Source organism: Mesorhizobium sp. 2RAF45 (assembly GCF_052115225.1).
Taxonomy (GTDB): Bacteria; Pseudomonadota; Alphaproteobacteria; order Rhizobiales; family Rhizobiaceae; genus Mesorhizobium; species Mesorhizobium jarvisii.
In genome coordinates this window covers 1-18,854 of record NZ_JBFRGG010000009.1, presented here as the reverse complement: position 1 = coordinate 18,854, position 18,854 = coordinate 1, and the positions used below count along the sequence as shown (strand labels likewise).

Annotated in this window: 15 protein-coding genes; 5 read left to right on the top strand and 10 right to left on the bottom strand. The window is 63.4% G+C overall.

Annotated features, from left to right (window positions below):
* Positions 1-5: 5 nt before the first annotated feature.
* The 8 genes from AB4Z43_RS21970 to AB4Z43_RS21935 all read right to left on the bottom strand — a co-directional run bounded on the left by AB4Z43_RS21970 (position 6) and on the right by AB4Z43_RS21935 (position 9,845).
* Positions 6-1,547, bottom strand: coding sequence for a trimethylamine methyltransferase family protein (locus tag AB4Z43_RS21970; protein WP_441938936.1), 1,542 nt, complete (start codon positions 1,545-1,547; stop codon positions 6-8).
* Positions 1,548-1,569: 22 nt separating this feature from the next.
* Complete coding sequence (locus AB4Z43_RS21965) at positions 1,570-2,538, bottom strand: D-2-hydroxyacid dehydrogenase (protein WP_020628788.1); 969 nt, start codon at positions 2,536-2,538, stop codon at positions 1,570-1,572.
* 10 nt (positions 2,539-2,548) lie between these two features.
* The gene (locus AB4Z43_RS21960) at positions 2,549-3,457 is read right to left on the bottom strand and encodes a dihydrodipicolinate synthase family protein (RefSeq protein WP_069091527.1); all 909 of its coding nucleotides are present in this window, start codon (positions 3,455-3,457) and stop codon (positions 2,549-2,551) included.
* On the bottom strand, positions 3,454-3,969 hold the full coding sequence (locus AB4Z43_RS21955; RefSeq protein WP_167626452.1) for a hypothetical protein: 516 nt from the start codon (positions 3,967-3,969) through the stop codon (positions 3,454-3,456). The genes AB4Z43_RS21960 and AB4Z43_RS21955 overlap by 4 nt, the downstream gene beginning before the upstream one ends.
* A 75-nt stretch (positions 3,970-4,044) precedes the next feature.
* Positions 4,045-6,903 (bottom strand): 2Fe-2S iron-sulfur cluster-binding protein, encoded by a 2,859-nt coding sequence (locus AB4Z43_RS21950; RefSeq protein WP_441938935.1) that lies wholly within the window; start codon positions 6,901-6,903, stop codon positions 4,045-4,047.
* On the bottom strand, positions 6,900-7,166 hold the full coding sequence (locus tag AB4Z43_RS21945) for a sarcosine oxidase subunit delta (protein ID WP_019856646.1): 267 nt from the start codon (positions 7,164-7,166) through the stop codon (positions 6,900-6,902). Before AB4Z43_RS21945 ends, AB4Z43_RS21950 begins: the two co-directional genes overlap by 4 nt.
* Positions 7,167-7,185: 19 nt before the next feature.
* Entirely contained in the window at positions 7,186-8,427 is a 1,242-nt protein-coding gene (locus AB4Z43_RS21940; RefSeq protein ID WP_441938934.1) for an FAD-dependent oxidoreductase, read from the bottom strand.
* A 5-nt stretch (positions 8,428-8,432) separates the two neighbouring features.
* Positions 8,433-9,845 carry an MmgE/PrpD family protein gene (locus AB4Z43_RS21935; RefSeq protein ID WP_236952126.1) on the bottom strand — a complete coding sequence of 471 codons (1,413 nt, stop codon included), beginning with the start codon at positions 9,843-9,845 and terminating at the stop codon, positions 8,433-8,435.
* Positions 9,846-10,014: 169 nt separating this feature from the next.
* Here AB4Z43_RS21935 and AB4Z43_RS21930 point away from each other — a divergent pair, with 169 nt between their 5' ends.
* The 4 genes from AB4Z43_RS21930 (at position 10,015) to AB4Z43_RS21915 (ending at position 16,315) form a co-directional block, all read left to right on the top strand.
* The gene (locus AB4Z43_RS21930; protein ID WP_019856649.1) at positions 10,015-10,902 is read left to right on the top strand and encodes a LysR substrate-binding domain-containing protein; all 888 of its coding nucleotides are present in this window, start codon (positions 10,015-10,017) and stop codon (positions 10,900-10,902) included.
* A gap of 194 nt (positions 10,903-11,096) precedes the next feature.
* Positions 11,097-12,752, top strand: coding sequence for an ABC transporter substrate-binding protein (locus tag AB4Z43_RS21925; protein WP_019856650.1), 1,656 nt, complete (start codon positions 11,097-11,099; stop codon positions 12,750-12,752).
* Between the two features lie 124 nt (positions 12,753-12,876).
* On the top strand, positions 12,877-15,297 hold the full coding sequence (locus AB4Z43_RS21920; RefSeq protein ID WP_038645039.1) for a GcvT family protein: 2,421 nt from the start codon (positions 12,877-12,879) through the stop codon (positions 15,295-15,297).
* Between the two features lie 115 nt (positions 15,298-15,412).
* A complete protein-coding gene (locus tag AB4Z43_RS21915; RefSeq protein ID WP_019856652.1) occupies positions 15,413-16,315 on the top strand; it encodes an SMP-30/gluconolactonase/LRE family protein in 903 nt (300 codons plus the stop codon).
* Between the two features lie 90 nt (positions 16,316-16,405).
* Here AB4Z43_RS21915 and AB4Z43_RS21910 read toward each other — a convergent pair whose 3' ends face one another.
* Positions 16,406-17,311: an allantoinase PuuE gene (locus AB4Z43_RS21910; protein ID WP_019856653.1), complete on the bottom strand. Its 906-nt coding sequence runs from the start codon at positions 17,309-17,311 to the stop codon at positions 16,406-16,408.
* A 47-nt stretch (positions 17,312-17,358) separates the two neighbouring features.
* On the bottom strand, positions 17,359-18,426 hold the full coding sequence (locus AB4Z43_RS21905) for a pyridoxal phosphate-dependent aminotransferase (RefSeq protein ID WP_019856654.1): 1,068 nt from the start codon (positions 18,424-18,426) through the stop codon (positions 17,359-17,361).
* Positions 18,427-18,755: 329 nt separating this feature from the next.
* Between AB4Z43_RS21905 and AB4Z43_RS21900 the strand changes: the two genes are divergently transcribed.
* On the top strand, positions 18,756-18,854 hold a 99-nt coding region (locus AB4Z43_RS21900), incomplete at its 3' end, for a 3-keto-5-aminohexanoate cleavage protein (RefSeq protein ID WP_441939014.1).

The window sequence follows — 18,854 nt, the reverse complement described above, 5'->3', positions numbered from 1 at the left end:
AGGTCCTAACCTTCAGGATTGGCGGCGATCTCCTCGCGGCGGCGCGCGACATAGGCGTCGAGCTCCTCGCGGATCGCGGGGTCCATCGCCGGTTCTTCGTAGTCGTGCAGCGCCTGCTGCCAGAGCTCCGTAGCCCGCTCCAGCGCATCCTTGCCGCCGGCTTCCTCCCAGGCGCCATGGTTCTGCCAGTTGGAGAGCATGGGCTGGTAGAAGGCGGTGGTGTAGCGCGACATTGTGTGCTCGGCGCCGAAGAAATGGCCGCCGGCCGGCACCGATTTGATGGCCTCGAAACCGAGATCGTCCTCCTGGAACGGCAGCGGCCGCAGGAACTCCATCATGTTCTGCAGGATCTCGACGTCGAGCACGAGCTTTTCATAGGAGGCGGTGAGCCCGCCCTCCAGCCAGCCGGCGGCGTGATAAATCAGATTGGCGCCGCCGATCACCGCGCCCCAGGTCGCCATTTCCGTCTCATAGGCGGCCTGCAGGTCGACCACGTTGGAGGCGTTGGCATTGGAGGTGCGGTAGGGCAGATGATAACGCCGCGCCAATTGGCCGGCGATGATGTTGGCCTTGGCATTCTCCGGTGTGCCGAAGGCCGGCGCTCCCGACTTCATGTCGACATTGGAGGTGAAGGCGCCGTACATCACCGGCGTGCCGGGATTGACGAGCTGGGTCAGCACCACGCCGAACAGCGCCTCGGCATTCTGCTGGCAAAGCGCTGCGGCAAGCGTCACCGGCGTCATTGCCCCCATCAGGGTGAAAGGCGTGACGGTCACCGGCTGGCCATGTTCGGCCATTGCGATCAACCCTTCCGCCATCGCATCGTCGAACAGGCGCGGTGAGTTGATCGAGATGATCGTGGTCACGCCGGGCGAGGCGCGCATCTCCTCGACGGAGATGCCGCGCGCGATCGCCATCATGTTGATCCCGTCCATCGCCCTCGCGCGACCGATCGCCGTGCAGTGGAAGGAGAGATCGCTCAGCGTCAGATTGGCATGGTAGGTGTCGAGATGGCGGGAATTGGCCGGCAGCTCCATCGGCGCCACCACCTGGTTGCCGATGATGTGGATGGCATTGAAGTGGTGCGCCAGCTTGATGAAGTTCTGGTAGTCGGCAAGATTGCCCTGACGGCGGCCGTGGATGCGGTCGTGCACATTCGGCGGACCCGCCACCAGGCCGAAGACCAGCGAATTGCCGCCGAGATGCACCTGCTTCTCAGGATTGCGGCTGGTCAGCGTGAAGGAGGACGGCACCGCCCGCAGCGCCTCGTTCACCAGGCTCTCGTCGATGCGGATGGTCTTTTCCTCGCGGTCGACGATGGCGCCGGCGGAAGCGAACAGGTCCATCACCCGCTCGCTCATGACGCGGATGCCGAGTTCAGACAGTATACGCATCGAGGTGTCGTGAAGCCGCTCCATCCGCTCTTCGTCGAGCAACTGCATCGGCGGGTAGGGGTTCTCCACATGCTGCCAGGGCAGTTGCGCGATACCGCCGCCGCTGCGTCCCAGCTTCGATCTGCGGCCGCCGCCGCGCCTGTCCTGTGACATCGGATTTATTCCTTCCCGGCCGTCAATAGCCGCGTTCCGGACTGACCACGTTCTCCAGCGGCTCGCCGTTGCGATAGCGCTTCAGATTGTCGGCGAACATGCGAACCGACTTGATGTCCCAGCCGTCATAGACCGCCGCGCGATGCGGCGTGATGGCGACGTTGTCGTAACCCCAAAGCGGATGCTCTGGGGGCAGTGGCTCGGTCGCAAAGACATCCAGCGCCGCGCCCTTGATCCGTTTGGCGTCGAGCGCGGCCAGAAGTGCTGCCTCCTCGACGACGCCGCCGCGCGAAATGTCGATGAGCACGGCTGACGGCTTCATCGCGGCGAACGCCGCCTCACCGACCAGGCCGCGCGTGCTGGACAGCAACGGCACGCAGCAGACGATGAAATCGGCGCGGCCAATCAGCGGCAGGAGCGCGTCCGGACCATGCACCTCTTCGACGCAAGGCATCGGCTTGGGGCGTGCCCGAATGCCGAGCGTGTGCATGCCCATTGCCTGTGCCCGCTTTGCGACGGCCTCACCGGTCTTGCCGAGGCCAATGATGAGTACGGTCTTGCCCTCGATCGGCTCGACACGGCCGCCTCCCCACTGGCGAGCCTGCTGGCGGCGTTCGAAGCCGCGCAAGTCGAGCGAAAAGGAGAGCATGGCGCCCAACACATATTCCGCAAGCATGCCGGCGGCGACGCCCGCGGAATTGGTCACCGTAACGCGCGTCGGATCCCAGCGACCCAGATGATCCGTGCCGGAGCCGCCGATGGACACCCATTTTACGGTCGGGCTTTCGACGAGGGCCTGGCGTGGATAGCGTGGCGTCCCATCGAAGCGGATGGAATAGACCACTTCCGCCGCCACGCGCTCGATCAACTCGGGAAGCGCCGCGTAGCTCTCGCAGGGATGCACCGGCAGGTCCGGGTGCGTCTCCACGAGCACGGCCAACGCGCCGGCCGGCTTGTCGGTGTGCAAAATGACGGTTGGGCGAGGGGACATGATGCCGGTCTCAGCTCCGGCCAATGTGATCGGCCGAAGGACCGAGCGCTGCGAGCAGTTTCTCGCCGCTCTCGAGCGTCGCGTTCTCATGTGGAGCGCGCAGGTTCAGCCATCGCCTGTCGCCCGAGCGCACCGCCAGGACGGCCTTCATCGCCGGGATCAGCCCGGCATCCTGGATGATCTTGCGGAACGCCTTGATCGCGGCATCCGCCTCGGCGACGTCCTCGCCTGCCAGCGTACGATCATAGAGGGAGCGGATGGCCGCGGCGTTGAGGTTGACGGTGGCCGAGATGCAGCCTGCCGCGCCGTGGGCCAGGCCCTTGGTCAATTGCGCTTCAGAGCTGGGGAACACCGCAACCTTGGGCGCCGCTGCAATCACCGCCGCCGTGTTGTTCCAGTCGCCGGCGCTGTCCTTGTAGGCGACAACGGTGTCAGGAAAGGTTTCGCTCAAAAGCGCCGTCAAGCCAGGGCTCACCGCCACGCCGGAGTTCTGCGGGATATGGTAGAGGATCATCTTCATCGCAGGATTCGCGATCCGCTCGATCAGTTCGCTGTAGTAGCGTTTCTGGCCATCGTCGCCGACGGCGGTGTAAAAGAACGAAGGCAGCACCATCACCCCGGCGCAGCCGAGCCCGACCGCGTGCGCCGACAGTTCGACGGTTTCGGGCAGCGCTGTAACGCCGGTGCCGGGCATCAGCCGGCTTGGCGGAATGCCGGCTTCGATCAGCCACTCCAGCGCCTGGGTGCGTTCATCGAGCGAGAGCGACAGCGCCTCACCGGTGGTGCCGAAGGGAGACAGGAAATGTGCCCCCTGGCCCAGCACCCATTTGGCGTGGCCTATCCAGAGGTCGCGCGCGATGCGGCCACCGTCTTCGAACGGCGTCAGGATCGGTGCGATGGTTCCTTGCGGGCGGGTCATGTGCGTCCTTCCGTGTCGATCAGCAAATCTGTGCAGTGCCTGGCTGCCGCCGTTACCATCCTGGCGAAGTACGCCGACGCGGTGATGTCGAACAATACGTCGAAGCCCGCCTGGGAACGGAACGTGACGGCCTCGATGTGGCCAACGCGCGTCTGCGCAATGTCCTCTGTGCCGAATCTGTCCGCTCTGAGATCAAGCGCGCATAGCCGCTCCATGGCGCTCGGCGCCCGCGGGCCCGAGAGGCGTAGCCATGCCCAGCCTTCCTCGCGCCAGGACGAATGGCCCTTTGGCTCGATTGCGCCATGCCAGTTGCCTGCAAGCTCGGCGAGCGCGTTGTCGGCGTCTTCGGCCAGCAACAGGATATCGTCGTTGCCAAGGCGCAGCACACGTGCACCGCGCCAGCTCTCGATGCGATTGACAGCAGGCAAGGGCACGCCTCGCGACGCGAGCCAGCCGGCGCTGCCGCCGCCCTTAAGGCCGAAGCGGAGACTGCCCGTAAGATCGGTCAGCATCACCGCTCCCGAAGGCAGACTCGCGCCGTCCGCGGCGCCACCCGGCATGAACGGAAACACAGGGGATGCTGGCATTTACATCTCCTGCCGTGCATTCGCGGGATCGAAGAAAGCATGACCGACCACCGGTGCTTCGACCAATTGCCCGTTCCGGCACTTTACGGTCACTCGGCTCCCTTCCGTGGCGTCGGTAACATGGACGTAGGCGAGCGCTATGGTACAGCCGAGCGTCGGGGAGAAGCCGACCGAGGTGATCTGTCCGACGGGAGCATTGCCGCGAAGCACGAGGCAGCTTTCGCCGGGAGTATCCCTGGCATCGGCCGGAAATCGCAGGCTGACGAGCTTGCGCGCCTGGCCCAGCCTTGCGCGCATTTCGATCGACCGCTTGCCGACGAAGAACGGTTTCTTCTTCGAGACTGCCCAGCCAAAGCCGAGCTCGTCCGGCGTGGTGATGGCATCGGTGTCCTGGCCGATCAGGATGTGCCCCTTCTCCAGGCGAAGGATGCGCGAGGCTTCGAGACCGTAAGGCTTCAAACCGTACGGTTTGCCGGCAGTGATCACCGCGTCCCAAAGGGCGGGTGCGAGGCTCGACGGACAGTGCAGTTCGTAGCTCAGCTCGCCGGTGAAGCCGATCCGCATGACACGCACCGGCACACCGGCGACAACGCCTTCGCGGCCGCTCAGATAGGGGAATGCTTCGCGTCCAAAATCGATATCGCTGTCCAGCGCCTCAAGCACGGACCTGGCCTTGGGTCCGGTGACATTCAAGCCGGAGAACGCGCCGGTGAGGTTAAGGACATCGACCCGCAAACGCCATTGCGCATTCCAGAACAGCATGTCGGCGTAAACACGCGCGACCGCACCCGTGGTGGCCGTCACATAGAACCGGTCTTCCGCCATGCGGTAGGCGACGCCGTCATCGACCACCGAGCCCATCTCGTTGAGCATCAGGCAATAGCGGACGCGCCCGACTGGCTGGTTGGCATGCGCCATGGTGTAGAGGCGGTCGAGGAAGGCGCCGGCATCCGGCCCACGCAGTTCGAGCTTCCCGAGCGTCGAGACGTCGAGCAGGCCCACGCCTTCGCGCACCGCCGTGATCTCACCGCGGATCGCCTTTTCCGCCTCGCTTGCCTCACCATAGAAATACGGCCGCCACCAGGCGCCGACCGGCTTCATCACGGCGTTGAGCGCGAGGTGTCTTGCATGCAGCGCAGTGCGCCGTTCGAGCGGCTCGTGGTGGCCGGCGAGCACACCCAGCGTCTCCGGTCCGACCGGCGGGCGGGCAGTGGTGATGCCGACTTCGGCGACCGTGCGGTTGGTCGCTTCGGCAACGATCCTCGCAGTTCCCAGCGCGGAATGGCGCCCCTGGCTCGGACCCATGCCGACGGTGGTGAAGCGCTTGACGAGCTCGATCTCGCGATAGCCCTCCTTGACCGCGTTCAGCAGATCCTTGACCTGCAAGTCCTCGTCGAAATCGACGAAATCGCGCCCCTTTGGATTGGCGACGATCGGCTCCACATGGAGCCGGCTGGTGATGGTCGGCTTGTTGGGGATTCTGTCTTCTACGACCGCTTGGCCGAGCCGCGAAAGCGCGGCGGCCGCCGCCTGACGACCGCTGGCAATCGCGCCCTGCAGATCGCTGCCTCTGGAAACGGCACCGGCAAGGTGGATCGGCGCTTTCGGGAGAGTGAGTGTCATCGATCCGCTATCGGCGTCATAGCCGACCCTTGCTCCGGCCTGGCAAGGCAGTTGCCAGGCAGGCACCTGGCCGGCCGAGACGGCGAGCAGATCGCATTCGATCCAGCTTCCACCGACACGAACCCGGGAAAGATGGCGATTTCCCGCCGTCCCCTCGGCGGCGTCGATCGTCGCGGCCTTCTGGATCGTCACGCCCTTGCCGTGCAACTCGGCTTCGAAGGGACCTGTCTCGCTGCTGGATCTCGGATCAGCGACTAGCATGACCGAGACGCCGGCCTCGACCAGATCGAGCGCGACGCAGTAGCCTTCGTCGCTGGTGGCCAGCACCACAGCCTTTTGTCCCGGGCGCACGCCATAGTGCCGGATCAGCCGCTGCGCGGCACTGCCCAGCATAATTCCCGGCAGGTCGTTGTTACGAAAGATGGCGGGCTGCTCGATGGAGCCTGTGGCCAGGATAACCGCGCGCGCCCGTGTGCGATGGAGCCGGTCACCTTGAATCAGCGGCAGCCAGTTGTCCTCATACCATCCGTTGCAGACCGTCCCGATCAGTAGACGCAGATTTGGCAGCACCCGAAGTCTGGAGGACAGGTCAACAAGCATGGCCGGATCATACCGACCATAGGTCAGCGATCCGCCGATCTCCGGGTTCTCGTCGCAGAGCACGACATCCGCGCCACCCTCGGCGGCGATGATCGCGGCGTTCAGTCCGGCCGGACCCGCGCCGACCACGAGGATGTCGCAATGCAGATGCGTCTTGTCGAAATGCCGGTGCGGGGCCGTGGTGTCGACCACGCCCAGCCCGGCCTTGCGGCGGATCATCGGCTCCCAGAATTTGAGCCAGCTGTCACGGCGTGGTCCCATGAAGGTGCGGTAGTAGAAACCAACAGGCAGAAAGCGCCCCAACCTGTCAATGATCGCGTCGCGGTCGCGTTCGAGCGAGCCGTTGACGTTTTGGGCGCTGACCCGCAGCCCCGTGCTGATCGGCGTGCGGTCGGCGGCGACGTTCGGCTCGGACGGCAGTTGCACCAGCGTATTGGCGTCCGCGCCGGTCATTGAGAGGATGCCGCGCGGCCGGTGGTATTTGAAGGAACGCGACAGCACCCATTGTCCGGAGGCCGCGAGCGCGCTGGCGATGCTATCGCCGGCATAGCCTTCAAAATGCTTGCCCTCGAAAGTAAAGGGGATCGGACGGCTGCGGTCGATTCTGCTCCCCCAGGGCTCAGCTAGCCGATTCATGATTGGGCCCGACGTTCGGAAGCGTCGAAAGTGCGGATGATCTCGTTGGTGACGAGGTCGCGCTCGGCCAGGAAAAAATAATTGCTCGGCACATGCCGCCACCACTCAACCACCATACCCCTGCGGTTCTCGGCGCGGAACAGGTGTCGCGACCAGTCGGCATCGGCGGTCATATCCGGATCCGGCTCCGCGCGGACGGGTCCGAAAGATTGGAACTCGTCTATGTTGCGCGGGCCGTTCATCGGGCAGGTCAGGATCTTCATGGTCAGTGGCGTTTCATGGTCAGTGACTGGCCGCCGTAGCGCCCATTTCGTTGAGCAGCCGGAATGTCTCGAAGCGCTCAAGCGCGAATGGCTTCAGGATGTCTGGCACACGGCCCGTGGCGATGGCCTGCGCCATCCGCTTGCCGGCGACCGGCGTTGCCTTGAAGCCCCATGTGCCCCAGCCGCAATCGAGCCATAGATTTTCGAGTGGGCTGGCACCCATGATCGGGCTGTAGTCAGGCGTCATGTCGGTGACCCCTGCCCATTGCCGGAGCAGCCCCACACCTTGCAGGAACGGAAAGAGGTGGACGGCGCCTTCGGAGAGGTGCTCCTTCATGTCGAGCGTCGATCGCGTGGAATAGAGCTGGTAGGGATCGGAGCCGCCCCCGATGACGACCTCGCCGCGCGAGGACTGCACCAGATAGGTGTGCAGGGATACGGAGGAAACCAGCGTGTGCAGCCAAGGCTTCAGCGGCTGCGTCACCATCGCCTGCAGTGGATAGCAGCGGATCGGAAGCTCCACGCCGGCCATCATCGCCACGTCGTAATTCATCCCCCCGGTCGCGATCAGCACCTGACCGCAGGCGATGCGGCCGCGGTTGGTCCTGACGGCCCGGACTTGATCGCCGACAACCTCGAAGCCTTCCACTTCGGTACGCTGGTGGATCTCGACACCGCGTCGCGACGCTTGGGCGGCATAGCCCCATGCCACCGCGTCGTGCCGCGCGGTGCCGCCGTCGGCATGCCAGAGTCCGCCAAGGATCTCGAGCGCGCCGCCATAGTCCATGTTGAGAGACGGCACGAGTTCCTCAACCGCCTTCTGGTCGATCACTTCGGTCCGTGTGCCCAGATGCTTGCCCATCTCGGCGCGTGCGTGGAAGCTGCGAAGAGTTGCTTCCGTGTGCGCAAGGGTTAGCTGGCCGCGCTGCGAGAACATGACGTTGAAGTCGAGTTCCTGCGAGAGATTCTCGAAAAGTTCGACGGCTTCTTTGTAGAAGGCGATGCCCTCGGGCGTGATGTAGTTCGAGCGGATGGTGGTCGTGTTGCGCGCGGTGTTGCCGCCCGCGAGGTAACCCTTCTCGATTACGGCGACGCTGCTTATGCCGTGATATTTCGACAGGTGATGCGCGCACGACAATCCGTGGCCGCCGCCGCCGACGATGACGACATCGTAGGATGGCTTGAGGTCCGGCGTCGCGGGGATGTCGCCGCTGACCGGATAGGTCCTGCTGAGACCGTATTTCAAAAGTCTGAGCGGCATCTAGCCTACCACGCTGGCCGCTGGAGAAGCGTACTGATCAATGGCGGATCGTAGATCAATACCGAAAGATCGGAAAAACGGCTTTCATGATCCGCAAGAGACAGGACTGCGTCCCGGATCGCGCTGGCGCGGCCCTGTCCCAGCACCGGCGTCGCGTAGTCCATGTACTTGGCCTCGATTTCAGCCTCTGTCAGAGGCGCCTCTGGTCCACCGCGCGCGTGAACGTCGCCGGAAGCGAGCACGCGCGCATCGCGGGTCGTGATCGTCACATCGGCCCAGCGGCCTGCCGGAAAGCGGGCGCTGTGGCGCGCAGATTCCGATACGCTGATACGATCCAGCATGTCGGCGACGGCGGCATCCTCAAGCCCGCTGCCTGAAATATGTTCCAGTCCGATGCGGCCATGGACAATAAAGGTCGCGACGGCGAAGCGCAGGCTGTACTGCGCCTTGGAGGTCGTGTCCGGCATGCCGTCGAACAGTGTTGCGGCGTAGTGGAAGCTGTTCACCTCGACGTGGCTGATGTCGGAGGGCCCGAGATGATGCGCATGGCAGAGCCCGCGCGTCGCGTCGATTGCGGCATGCGCCCAACGGCAGATCGGGTACGGCTTCACATACTGGTGCAGCACCTGCCAAAAGGCGCCGAGATCCTGCCAATGCGTCGCGACTTCGGGCTCCTCGATCGTGATCGCCGGGGCGCCGGTAAAGCCGCGTTCGGCGAGCACGGCCGCGGACAGGCCGATCAAAGTGCCGACACCCGAGCCGTCATGCAGCATCGTCGGGTTCGCGATCTCGCGCATCATCTGGCTACGTGGGCCGTGATATTCGGCGATGCCAAGCGCCTGGCGCAGCTGATCGTCGCCGAGCCGCCGCAACCTGGCCGCCATCGCAACCACGCCCAGCGCGTTCCAGGCGCCCGACGTGTGGTAGTCGGACACGGTTGCATGCAGCGAGATACCTGCCCGGCCGGCGACTTCGTAGCCGACGACCAGGGAGGCCAGCGCTTCCGGGCCGCTGAGGTCGGGGAGCGCCTCGGCAAGCGCTGCCAGCGCCGGCACGACGGCGACGCCGATATGCCCCTTGGTCGGGCTGTAGCCGTCGTGGCCGTCGAGATTGTCGATCTGCGTTGCGGCCGCATAAGCGGCTCCGGCGATGCTGGCGCGGCGGCCGTCGAAAAGCATGCGCGCCGAATGCAGCGGATCGGCCGAGCCGTAGAGAAGGGTGGCGGTGTCGCGGGCGATCCGCCCGGCTTCCATAGGACCAGCCGCAATGGCGATTCCGAGCGTGTCGAGCAGAAGATATCGCGCCCGTTCCAGGACAGGGAACACATCTGCCGGCCGCCGCAACACGAAGTCGGCCAGGCGAACGGCAACGCTGGTACACGCGTCAGGCCCTTCACGCCGATGCGACGGCACAGCCACTGGCATTACTCCCCTCTGCGTCACGACATCATTAATTTGGGTTCATCGTGCTTTCACGCAATTAGTTCGGCGGCATTGGCCAAAAAAATTCACGTCTTGCGACCAGGCGCGATTGAACGCCGGCCCGTCTGTGGGATAGCTATCCCCTTGCGTCTTGCAGGAGTTAGCGATGAAGCCGCCACCCCCGTTGAACTATATCAGGTCCTTTGAGAGTTCGGCCCGGCATCTCTCCTTCACCGCCGCCGCCAACGAACTCGGATACACGCAAGCCGCTGTCAGCACGCATGTCCGCGCGCTCGAACATTACATCGGACGGCAATTGTTCATCCGCTATCCGCGCAGCCTCAAGCTCACCGAAATGGGCGAGGCGTTCCTGCCGACCTTGCGCCAGGCCCTCGATCAGATCGATCAGGCGACGGAGGCGATCGTGACCTCTTCGCGCAACCGCACCGTGGTCGTCTCCTGCCCGATGAGCCTGGCGGAGAACTGGCTGGCGGGTTGCATGGCCGCGTTTCGCAAGAAGCATCCCGAGATCGAGATCGTGCTGCACGGTACGATCTGGGAGGATATGAGCGAACAGATCGCCGACATCACCATTTCAACGCGGCGTTTCGACGACCGCCCGCCCGCGGGCATACCGCTTTGGAACGACGAGTTGTTGCTGCTGTGCGCCCCGGCGCTGCTGGATGGCGAAGACGCGCTGAAGACGCCGCGCGACATTCTCAAGGTGGACTGGATTTTCGTGCACGGCCGCCAGGAATACTGGCAGGTGGTCACCACGGCGCTTGGCCTCGACATGGACGACCACGACAAGGGCCTGTCGACGAACGCCTCCAACATCGCGCTCGAACTCGCCGCCATGGGAGCCGGACTGGTGGCCACCCAGCGGTCGCTTGCCCACGCCTATCTGCGTCGCGGGCTGCTCGTCGAACCCTTTCCGGTTCGGCCGCCGAGCCCCTGGAATTACTACCTCACCGAGAGCCAGCTCTCGAAAGGCAACATCGCGCGCATCGTGCGCGAATGGATCCTCTCGCGAGCCCGCGAAGACGGCGCCTGAAAGCCATCCGCGAGCGGCCGGCAAGCCCGCGCTCAAAAAATTGACACGCCAATGGCATCGTTTTTTTAGGCCTTTAGAACCGGGTTTTGGCGGTTCTTCGGGGCTTGAGCCCTTCCGGGATTTTTGCATCGCCCCTAACATGGCTGTCGCAAGGGGAATGTAACGGGCGGAAAGCCCTGAACCGGAGAACAACGATGACAATGTTCAAGAGCAACGGTGATCGCGTCCCGGCGGTCATCGAAAGCTACGCAGCCGAAGTCAAAAGCGGCAGGATGGATCGCCGCGAATTCCTGGCCATGGCAAGCGCGATGGGCGCTTCCACGGCATTCGCCTATTCGATGGCCGGCATCGCCCCGGCCAAGGCCGCGGCGATCGTGCCCGGCAAGAAGGGCGGCATCCTCAAGATGCAGATGATCATCAAGGACATGAAGGATCCGCGCTCCTGGGACTGGTCAGAGATCGCCAACGTCATGCGCCAGTGCAACGACTACATGATCCGCTACACCACCGACTTCACCTTCGAGGGCCATCTGGTCGAGAGCTGGGAGGTGAGCGACGACGCCACGGAATACACGCTGCATCTGCGCAAGGGCGTGAAGTGGTCGAACGGCGACGACTTCAACGCCGACGACATAGTCCACAACATCGAGCGCTGGTGCGACAAGGCGGCCGAAGGCAATTCGATGGCCGGCCGCATGGGCTCCCTGATCGATCCCGCCACCAAGAAAGCCGCCGCGGGCGCCATCACCAAGGTCGACGACCACACGGTGAAACTGAAATGCCATCAGTCCGACGTCACCATCATTCCAGGCTTTTCCGACTATCCGGCTGTCATCGTCCATCGCGACTTCGACAAGAACGGCGCGGACATGCTCAAGACGCCCGGCACCGGTCCCTATGAGCTGATCTCGTACAAGGTCGGCGAGTCGGCCTCGGTGCGGCGGCGCAAGGACTTCACCTGGTTCGGCGGCGAACCTTATCTCGACGGCGTCGATTGGACCGACTACGGATCGGACGCCTCCAACCCCGCCATCGCTAGCGCCTTCGAGGCCGGCGAGATCGACTGCAACTACCAGACCGTCGGCGGCACCGTCGATCTCTACGACAGCATGGGCCTGGTCAAGGAGGCGGTCGTCACCGCCGGCACCATCGTGCTGCGCACCAACGTGACCAACAAGCCCTATGACGACAAACGCGTGCGCAACGCCATCCAGCTCGCGGTCGACAACGAAACCGTGCTGAAGCTCGGCTACAGCGGCCTCGGACAGGTCGCGGAAAACCACCATGTCTGCCCGATCCATCCGGAATATTATGAATTGCCCAAAGTGCCGCGCGACATTGCCAAGGCCAAGGCGCTGATGACCGAGGCCGGTCAGATGGATCATGAATTCGAGCTCATCTCCTACGATTCGGACTATGTCAAAGACCCTGCCGACGTCGTCGCCGCGCAGATGCGCGAGGCCGGTTTCAAGGTCAAGCGCACCGTCATTCCGGGAGCCTCCTTCTGGAACGACTGGACGAAATACCCGTGGTCGACCACCGACTGGGGCATGCGGCCGCTCGGCGTTCAGGTGCTGGCGATCGCCTATCGCAGCGGTGAGGCCTGGAACGAGTCGGGCTACGCCAATCCGGAATTCGACAAGAAGCTCAATGCGGCGCTCGCCGTGGCGGACGTCGACAAGCGCAAGGAACTGATGAAGGACGTCGAGTTAATTCTGCAGGATTCCGGCATCCTCATCCAGGCGTTCTGGCGTTCGCTCTACCGGCACCATGCGACCTATGTGAAAAATCTCGGCATGCATCAGACATTCGAACTGCAGCTGGATAAGGTCTGGCTCGACAAGGCCTAGGCCGGGCCGTCACAGCAAATATCTCAGGGGCGCATCTTGCGCCCCTGACCTCGCCGGGCGACTGCGATTGACCCATCAGCTAAATCAAACGCCAAGATAAAGTCGCCGAACAAAGGGAAGAAACATGCGTACTCATGCACAAGCCGTCGTCATCGGCGGTGGTCTGATCGGCTGCTCGATCCTCTATCACCTTGCCAAGTTCGGCTGGACGGATGTCGTCCTTCTGGAGCGCAGCGAACTGACCTCCGGCTCGACCTGGCACGCGGCGGCCAACATTCACGGCCTGCATGATTCCACCAACATCAGCCGCCTCCAGCACTACACCATGGCGCTCTACAAGGAACTGGAAGCCGAGACCGGCCAGGGCTGCGGCATCTTCCAGCCGGGCTCGCTCTATCTCGCCCAGACCGAAGCGCGCGAGCACCAGCTAAGGCTGCAGGAAGCCAAGGCGCGGCGCTACAAGATGAATTTCTACGAAGTCGCGCGTGACGAGGCGGAGCGCCTGCACCCGCTGGTGGATTTCGACGGCATACGCTGCATCATGTACGAGCCGGAAGGCGGCAATGTCGATCCGTCCGGCGTCACCGCTGCATACGCCGCCGGCGCGCGCCAGCGCGGCGCCGAGATCCATCGCTTCACGCCGGTCACCGCCACCGAGGCGCAACCCGACGGCAGCTGGATTGTACGCACGCCGAAGGGCGACATCCACACGCAATGGGTGGTCAATGCCGCCGGCCTGTGGGGCAGGGAGGTCGCCGCGATGGCTGGCCTGCAGCTGCCGCTGATCCCGACAGAGCACCAGTATTTCGTCACCGAGACCATCCCGGAAATCGCCGCCATGGGCCGCCGCTTGCCTTCGGTCGCCGATCGCGACGGCGAGTACTATCTGCGCCAGGAAGGGCTGGGACTGCTCATCGGCGCCTACGAGCGCAAGATGAAGTTCTGGGCCGAGGACGGAACGCCACTGGATTTCGGCCACGAACTGTTTCCCGACGATCTCGACCGTATCGAAGAGAACATGCTGCGCGCGATCGCGCGCGTCCCGGCGGTCGGCACTGCCGGCGTTAAAAAGGTGATCAACGGACCCATGATTTGGTCGCCGGACAGCGCTGTCCTGTTCGGACCGGTGCCCGAACTCAACAATTATTTCTGCTGCAACGGCATCATTCCCGGCTTCTCGCAGTCGGGCGGCATGGGCAAGCTGGCAGCCGAGTGGATGATCGAGGGTGAGCCTTCGCTCGACATGTTCGCCTGGGACATGGCGCGCTTCGGTCAGTGGGCCGGGAAGTCCTTCACCAAGGCCCGCGTCGAGGATCAGTATAGCCATCGCTTCAAGATCCATTTCCCCAACGAGGAACGCACCGCCGGACGGCCCGTGCGAACCCGGCCCGCCTACGACAGGCAAAAAACGATGAACGCTGTTTTCGGCCTCAATTTCGGCTGGGAGCACCCGCTGTGGTTCGCCGCCGAGGGCGAGCCGCGCGAGGAGACGATTGGCTTCACCCGGCAGAACTGGTGGGGACCGGTGGGTCGCGAGGCGCGCATGCTGCGCGAACGCGCTGGCATCATCGACATCTCCAACTTCGCCAAATACGAGGTCAAGGGTCCCGGCTCCGAGTCCTGGCTCAATGCGCTGTTCGCCAACCGCATGCCGACAAGGTTAGGCCGTTCCTGCCTCACACCGCTGATCGGCAAGCGCGGCGGCATTGCCGGCGACTTCACCGTGACCAGGCTCGCGGAAGACGAATTCATGGTCATCGGTTCCGGCATGGCCGAGCGCTTCCATCAAAGGTTCTTCAAGGCCGTCCCGTTGCCGCAGGGCACGACCTTCCGCTCGCGCACCGAGGACCTTTGCGGCTTCAACGTGGCGGGACCGAGTTCGCGTGACCTGCTGCAGCGCTTGACCAATGAGGATCTGTCGAACGAGGCATTCCCCTTCATGGAGTCGCGCCGGATCACCGTCGCCGGCATCGATGTGGTGGCGCTCAGGGTGTCCTTCACCGGCGACCTTGGCTGGGAACTGCATTGCAAGGCCGCCGACCAGGTCGAGCTTTACGACGCGCTGCTCAAGGCCGGCAACGAAGTCGGGGCCGGACCGGTCGGATCGCGCGCGCTGATGTCGCTGCGCGTCGAAAAAGGTTATGGCAGCTGGAGCCGCGAATACTCGCCCGAATATTGGCCGCAGGAGGTCAAGTTCGATCGCCTTGTCAAAATGGACAAGGGCGCGTTCCTCAATCGCGATGCCTATGCCGCCATTGCCGAAAAGCCGGCGCGCGACGAACTGATCATGCTGTCGATCGACGCCCGAGATGCCGACGCGACCGGAGGCGAGCCGATCTTCCTCGCCGACGGCACGCCGATTGGCCAGGTTTCTTCAGGCGCCTACGGTTATTTCGTCGAGCAGTCGCTGGCGCTCGGCTATGTCAAGGCAGGCTCCGCCAGGGCCGGCGACAAGGTCTCGGTCGCTATACTGGGAAGGCCGCATGAGGCGATCCTGCTGCCGCATCCGCCATTCGACCCCGAAGGCAAGCGGCTGCGCTCGTAGAGCCTCGGCTATCCGTTCGCCCGGTGAACCAACAGCGGAAACCGTTAGCCGGCCGGAAACGCCGGCGAAGCTGAACGAGGAAGATTTCGACCGCCTGCCAACAAAGGGGAATCGCATGATCAAACGGCATCTGCTGGGCACCATGTTTGCCCTGGCCCTCACATCCTCCGCGCATGCGGGAGACGTCAAGGTCATCAATGAAGACGCATGGTTCGCCGAAGGTCCGATCTGGTATCAGGACAAGCTCTTCTACGTCGAATATGGCCGCGGCACTGTGACCGTGTGGGACGGCAAGAAGAACGAAATATTCTGGAAGATGGACGGTTGTGGCCCTTCGGCGGTACTGCCGACGACCACCGGCGAGTTTCTTGTCACCTGCTACGACAGCAACTCGATCGGCCGCATCTCCGCCGACGGCAAGACGCTGCCGGCCTACGACAAGGACACGGACGGCAATCCGTTCAGCGGACCGAATGACTTTGCGCCCGACAAGGATGGCGGCATCTACTTCACTGGGTCCGGCAAGGGCGGACCGCTGATCGACGCCTCGGCCTACTACATCGGCAAGGACGGCAGCGTGAGGAAGGTCGCCGGCGACCTGCACAATGCCAATGGTCTGGTCATGTCGAGCGACGGGAAAAACCTGTACCTGGTCGAGACCGAGGACAACAGGATCATCGAGTTCGACGTCCAGCCCGACCACAGCCTGTTGCACCGCCGTGTCTTCCTGCGCCTCGACGATCTGTTCCCGAACCAGCCACATATCTGGCCTGACGGTATCAAGATGGACAAGGCCGGCGAGATGTATATCGGTCAGAGCCCGCGCTCGCTCGACGCGCCAGGCAAGATCATCGTTGTCGACAAGGACGCGAAGCTGCTTCGCATGCTTTCGGTGCCGTCACCATCCATGCCGAACTTCGCCTTCGGACCGGATGAGAAGGTGCTCTACGTGATGGCGCTCGACCAGATCGATGCAGCGCCCTGGCACGGCAAGGTCTACGAGGTTCCGAACAAGTAGCGTGTTGCCGGCGGCCAGAGCAATTCCAGGAAAATTGTGAAGCGGTTTTCCGTCCGGAATTGCGTCAAAACAATGCAGCCGGACATCGTGTCAGCCACCGAATCGATCCAGCCAATGTTGGGCAAGGTCGGAGCGGCGGCAGATCCAGATGTCGGGATTGGCCCTGACTTTGTCGAGGAAGCGGGCGAGCCCGATCATCCGGCCGGGCCGGGCCGCCAGCCTGCAGTGCAGCGAGACGGTCATCATGCGTGGCGTGCGCCCGGCTTCGGCCAGCAGCCAGTCCACCCCATCGCTGACATATTCGAAGAACTGGCTGCCTGTCTCCAGGCCGGAGCCGCGCGAGAACCGGCTGTCATTGTTGTCGAAGCTGTGCGGCACGACCAGATGCCGCTTGGCATCGACGTCGACAAAATAGGGCAGGTCGTCATTGTAGTCGTCGCAGTCGAACAGGAAACCGCCGTGCTCCACCACCAGCCGCCGCGTGTTGAGACTGGGCCGGCCGGTGTACCAGCCGAGCGGGCGAATGCCGGTCAGGCGCTGGACGGTGTCCACCGTCAGCGCGATGTGATTGCGCTCCTCGGCTTCGCTCAGCGGCGCGTAATCGATCCAGCGCCAGCCATGGCAGACGATGTCGCTGCCAAGGGTCGCGATTGCCTTGCCGGCCGCCGGATTGAGTTGCAGCGCTCGTCCGACAACGTAGAAGGTCGGAATGATGTTCTTTTCCCGAAACAGCGAGGCCAATCGCCAGACGCCGACGCGTGAGCCGTATTCGTATAGCGATTCCATGTTGCGGTTGCGCAGGCCCGGCACCGCCGGAGACACGGCAAGGTCCGACAGGATCGCCTCGGAGACACCGTCGCCTTCGCCGATGCTGTATTCGGCGCCTTCCTCATAGTTGACGACGATGTTGAGTGCCAGCTTGGCGCCGCCCGGCCACTCAGCGGCCGGAGGCTTGTCGCCATAGCCGATGAAATCACGGACGGGCAAATACGGCATTCTCAAATCTCCTCAGGATGCAGTCGCAAGACATGCAGTCGCTGGATCTATTCACCGCGCATGTCGATGAGTATGTGCAGGGCCCGGTCCATCATCTCTTGCGGACCGACCGTCGCGCGCAAACAGTCCCTGAGGCCGTAACCGCCCAAGCTGCGGACGATGATCCCGGCGCCGCGCAATGCCTTCTCTGCTGCCTCCGCGGCGGCTGCGCTGGAGAAGCCAATCAGCACGAAGTTCGTTCGGCTTTCGGGAACATGGTAGCCGGCGGACCGCAGATCGTGCGCAAACTGATCGCGAATTCCGGCCGTCCGGGCCACCGTTTCGCGCATATAGGCCTGATCCGCCATGGCCGCCACGGCCATGGCGAGGCTTGACGTCGTGACCTGGTTCGAATTCTGCATTTTGCGCACTTGCGCCGCGACCGCAGGCGGAAACAATCCCCATCCGACGCGCGCGCCAGCCAGGCCATAGGCCTTGGAAAGCGTGCGCAACACGACGGTATCGCCACGCGCGACAAGCGCAAAGACAGGTGTTGGATCCTGATCGTCGAACTCGCCATAGGCTTGGTCGACAACCAGCAGCACATCCCTTGGCAAGCCGGCGCGCAAGCGCAGCAGTTCGGCGTTCGGGATTACAGTGCCGGTCGGATTTCCGGGATTGCAGACGAAGACGATCCGCGTTGCCGGCGTGAGGGTCGTGAGAATGTTGTCAACCGAAACGGCGAAATCCCGTTCAGGGGCCTTAAGATAGATCGCATCGACGCGCGCAACGGCGGAGGCCACGAAATTATAAGCGTAAGAGGTGCCCAGAACCTGGCTGCCCGGTCCCGAAAAGGCTGCGATGGTGCAGCTTATCAAATCCATCGAACCGGCACCGCACAAGGTCAAATCCGGCTCGGCACCATAGGTCTGCGCAATCGCCTTGCGTAATTCCGTCCAGTCCGGATCAGGATAGAGATGGCTGCGGGTCATCGCGTCTCTGCCGGCAGCAATCGCTCTGGGGCTGGGCGGAAAGGCGCTTTCGTTCTGTGCAAGGGTCGTCCGATCGTAGCCGCCGAAATTCGCCAGTGCGAACGCAGACATGGCCTCGATGTGGGCCGCTGCTTTCAGATGCATGATTTGTCCTTGGGAAACATGCTGGCGGTCACCTCGCGAGCTACCCCTGCCGAACAACACAAGGGCAAGCTACAATCCGCCTGCGCATGCACAAGCAAAAACTATCCGTGCAATGGCTTCGAAATTCTGGCCCTTGTTAGACAAGCTGTCACCAGGCCTGCTGGCGACCTCCTCGCTCGAAGTGTCTCTCCAAAGCGGGAACAAAGGTGATGAAACACCGCGTCGAATACCGGCCTCTCGCTGGTGCCCACACGCCGGCGCGTAGCCTTTCAGGACCATTAGAACAATCGTCGCTTCCCGTGCAAGGAAAGGACCAGCCCGTGGCCGACCTGTCGAAGAAAGTCATCATCACCTGTGCCGTCACCGGCGGCATCCACACGCCGACCATGTCGGATGCGCTGCCTTTCACGCCGGACGACATTGCCCGC

Coding starts and splice junctions, on each gene's coding strand:
- AB4Z43_RS21920 (WP_038645039.1), top strand. CDS start 12,877: ATGCGTACTCATGCACAAGCCGTCGTCATCGGCGGTGGTCTGATCGGC.
- AB4Z43_RS21925 (WP_019856650.1), top strand. CDS start 11,097: ATGACAATGTTCAAGAGCAACGGTGATCGCGTCCCGGCGGTCATCGAA.
- AB4Z43_RS21930 (WP_019856649.1), top strand. CDS start 10,015: ATGAAGCCGCCACCCCCGTTGAACTATATCAGGTCCTTTGAGAGTTCG.
- AB4Z43_RS21905 (WP_019856654.1), bottom strand. CDS start 18,426: ATGCATCTGAAAGCAGCGGCCCACATCGAGGCCATGTCTGCGTTCGCA.
- AB4Z43_RS21960 (WP_069091527.1), bottom strand. CDS start 3,457: ATGACCCGCCCGCAAGGAACCATCGCACCGATCCTGACGCCGTTCGAA.
- AB4Z43_RS21955 (WP_167626452.1), bottom strand. CDS start 3,969: ATGCTGACCGATCTTACGGGCAGTCTCCGCTTCGGCCTTAAGGGCGGC.
- AB4Z43_RS21910 (WP_019856653.1), bottom strand. CDS start 17,311: ATGCCGTATTTGCCCGTCCGTGATTTCATCGGCTATGGCGACAAGCCT.
- AB4Z43_RS21950 (WP_441938935.1), bottom strand. CDS start 6,903: ATGAATCGGCTAGCTGAGCCCTGGGGGAGCAGAATCGACCGCAGCCGT.
- AB4Z43_RS21940 (WP_441938934.1), bottom strand. CDS start 8,427: ATGCCGCTCAGACTTTTGAAATACGGTCTCAGCAGGACCTATCCGGTC.
- AB4Z43_RS21970 (WP_441938936.1), bottom strand. CDS start 1,547: ATGTCACAGGACAGGCGCGGCGGCGGCCGCAGATCGAAGCTGGGACGC.
- AB4Z43_RS21945 (WP_019856646.1), bottom strand. CDS start 7,166: ATGAAGATCCTGACCTGCCCGATGAACGGCCCGCGCAACATAGACGAG.
- AB4Z43_RS21965 (WP_020628788.1), bottom strand. CDS start 2,538: ATGTCCCCTCGCCCAACCGTCATTTTGCACACCGACAAGCCGGCCGGC.
- AB4Z43_RS21915 (WP_019856652.1), top strand. CDS start 15,413: ATGATCAAACGGCATCTGCTGGGCACCATGTTTGCCCTGGCCCTCACA.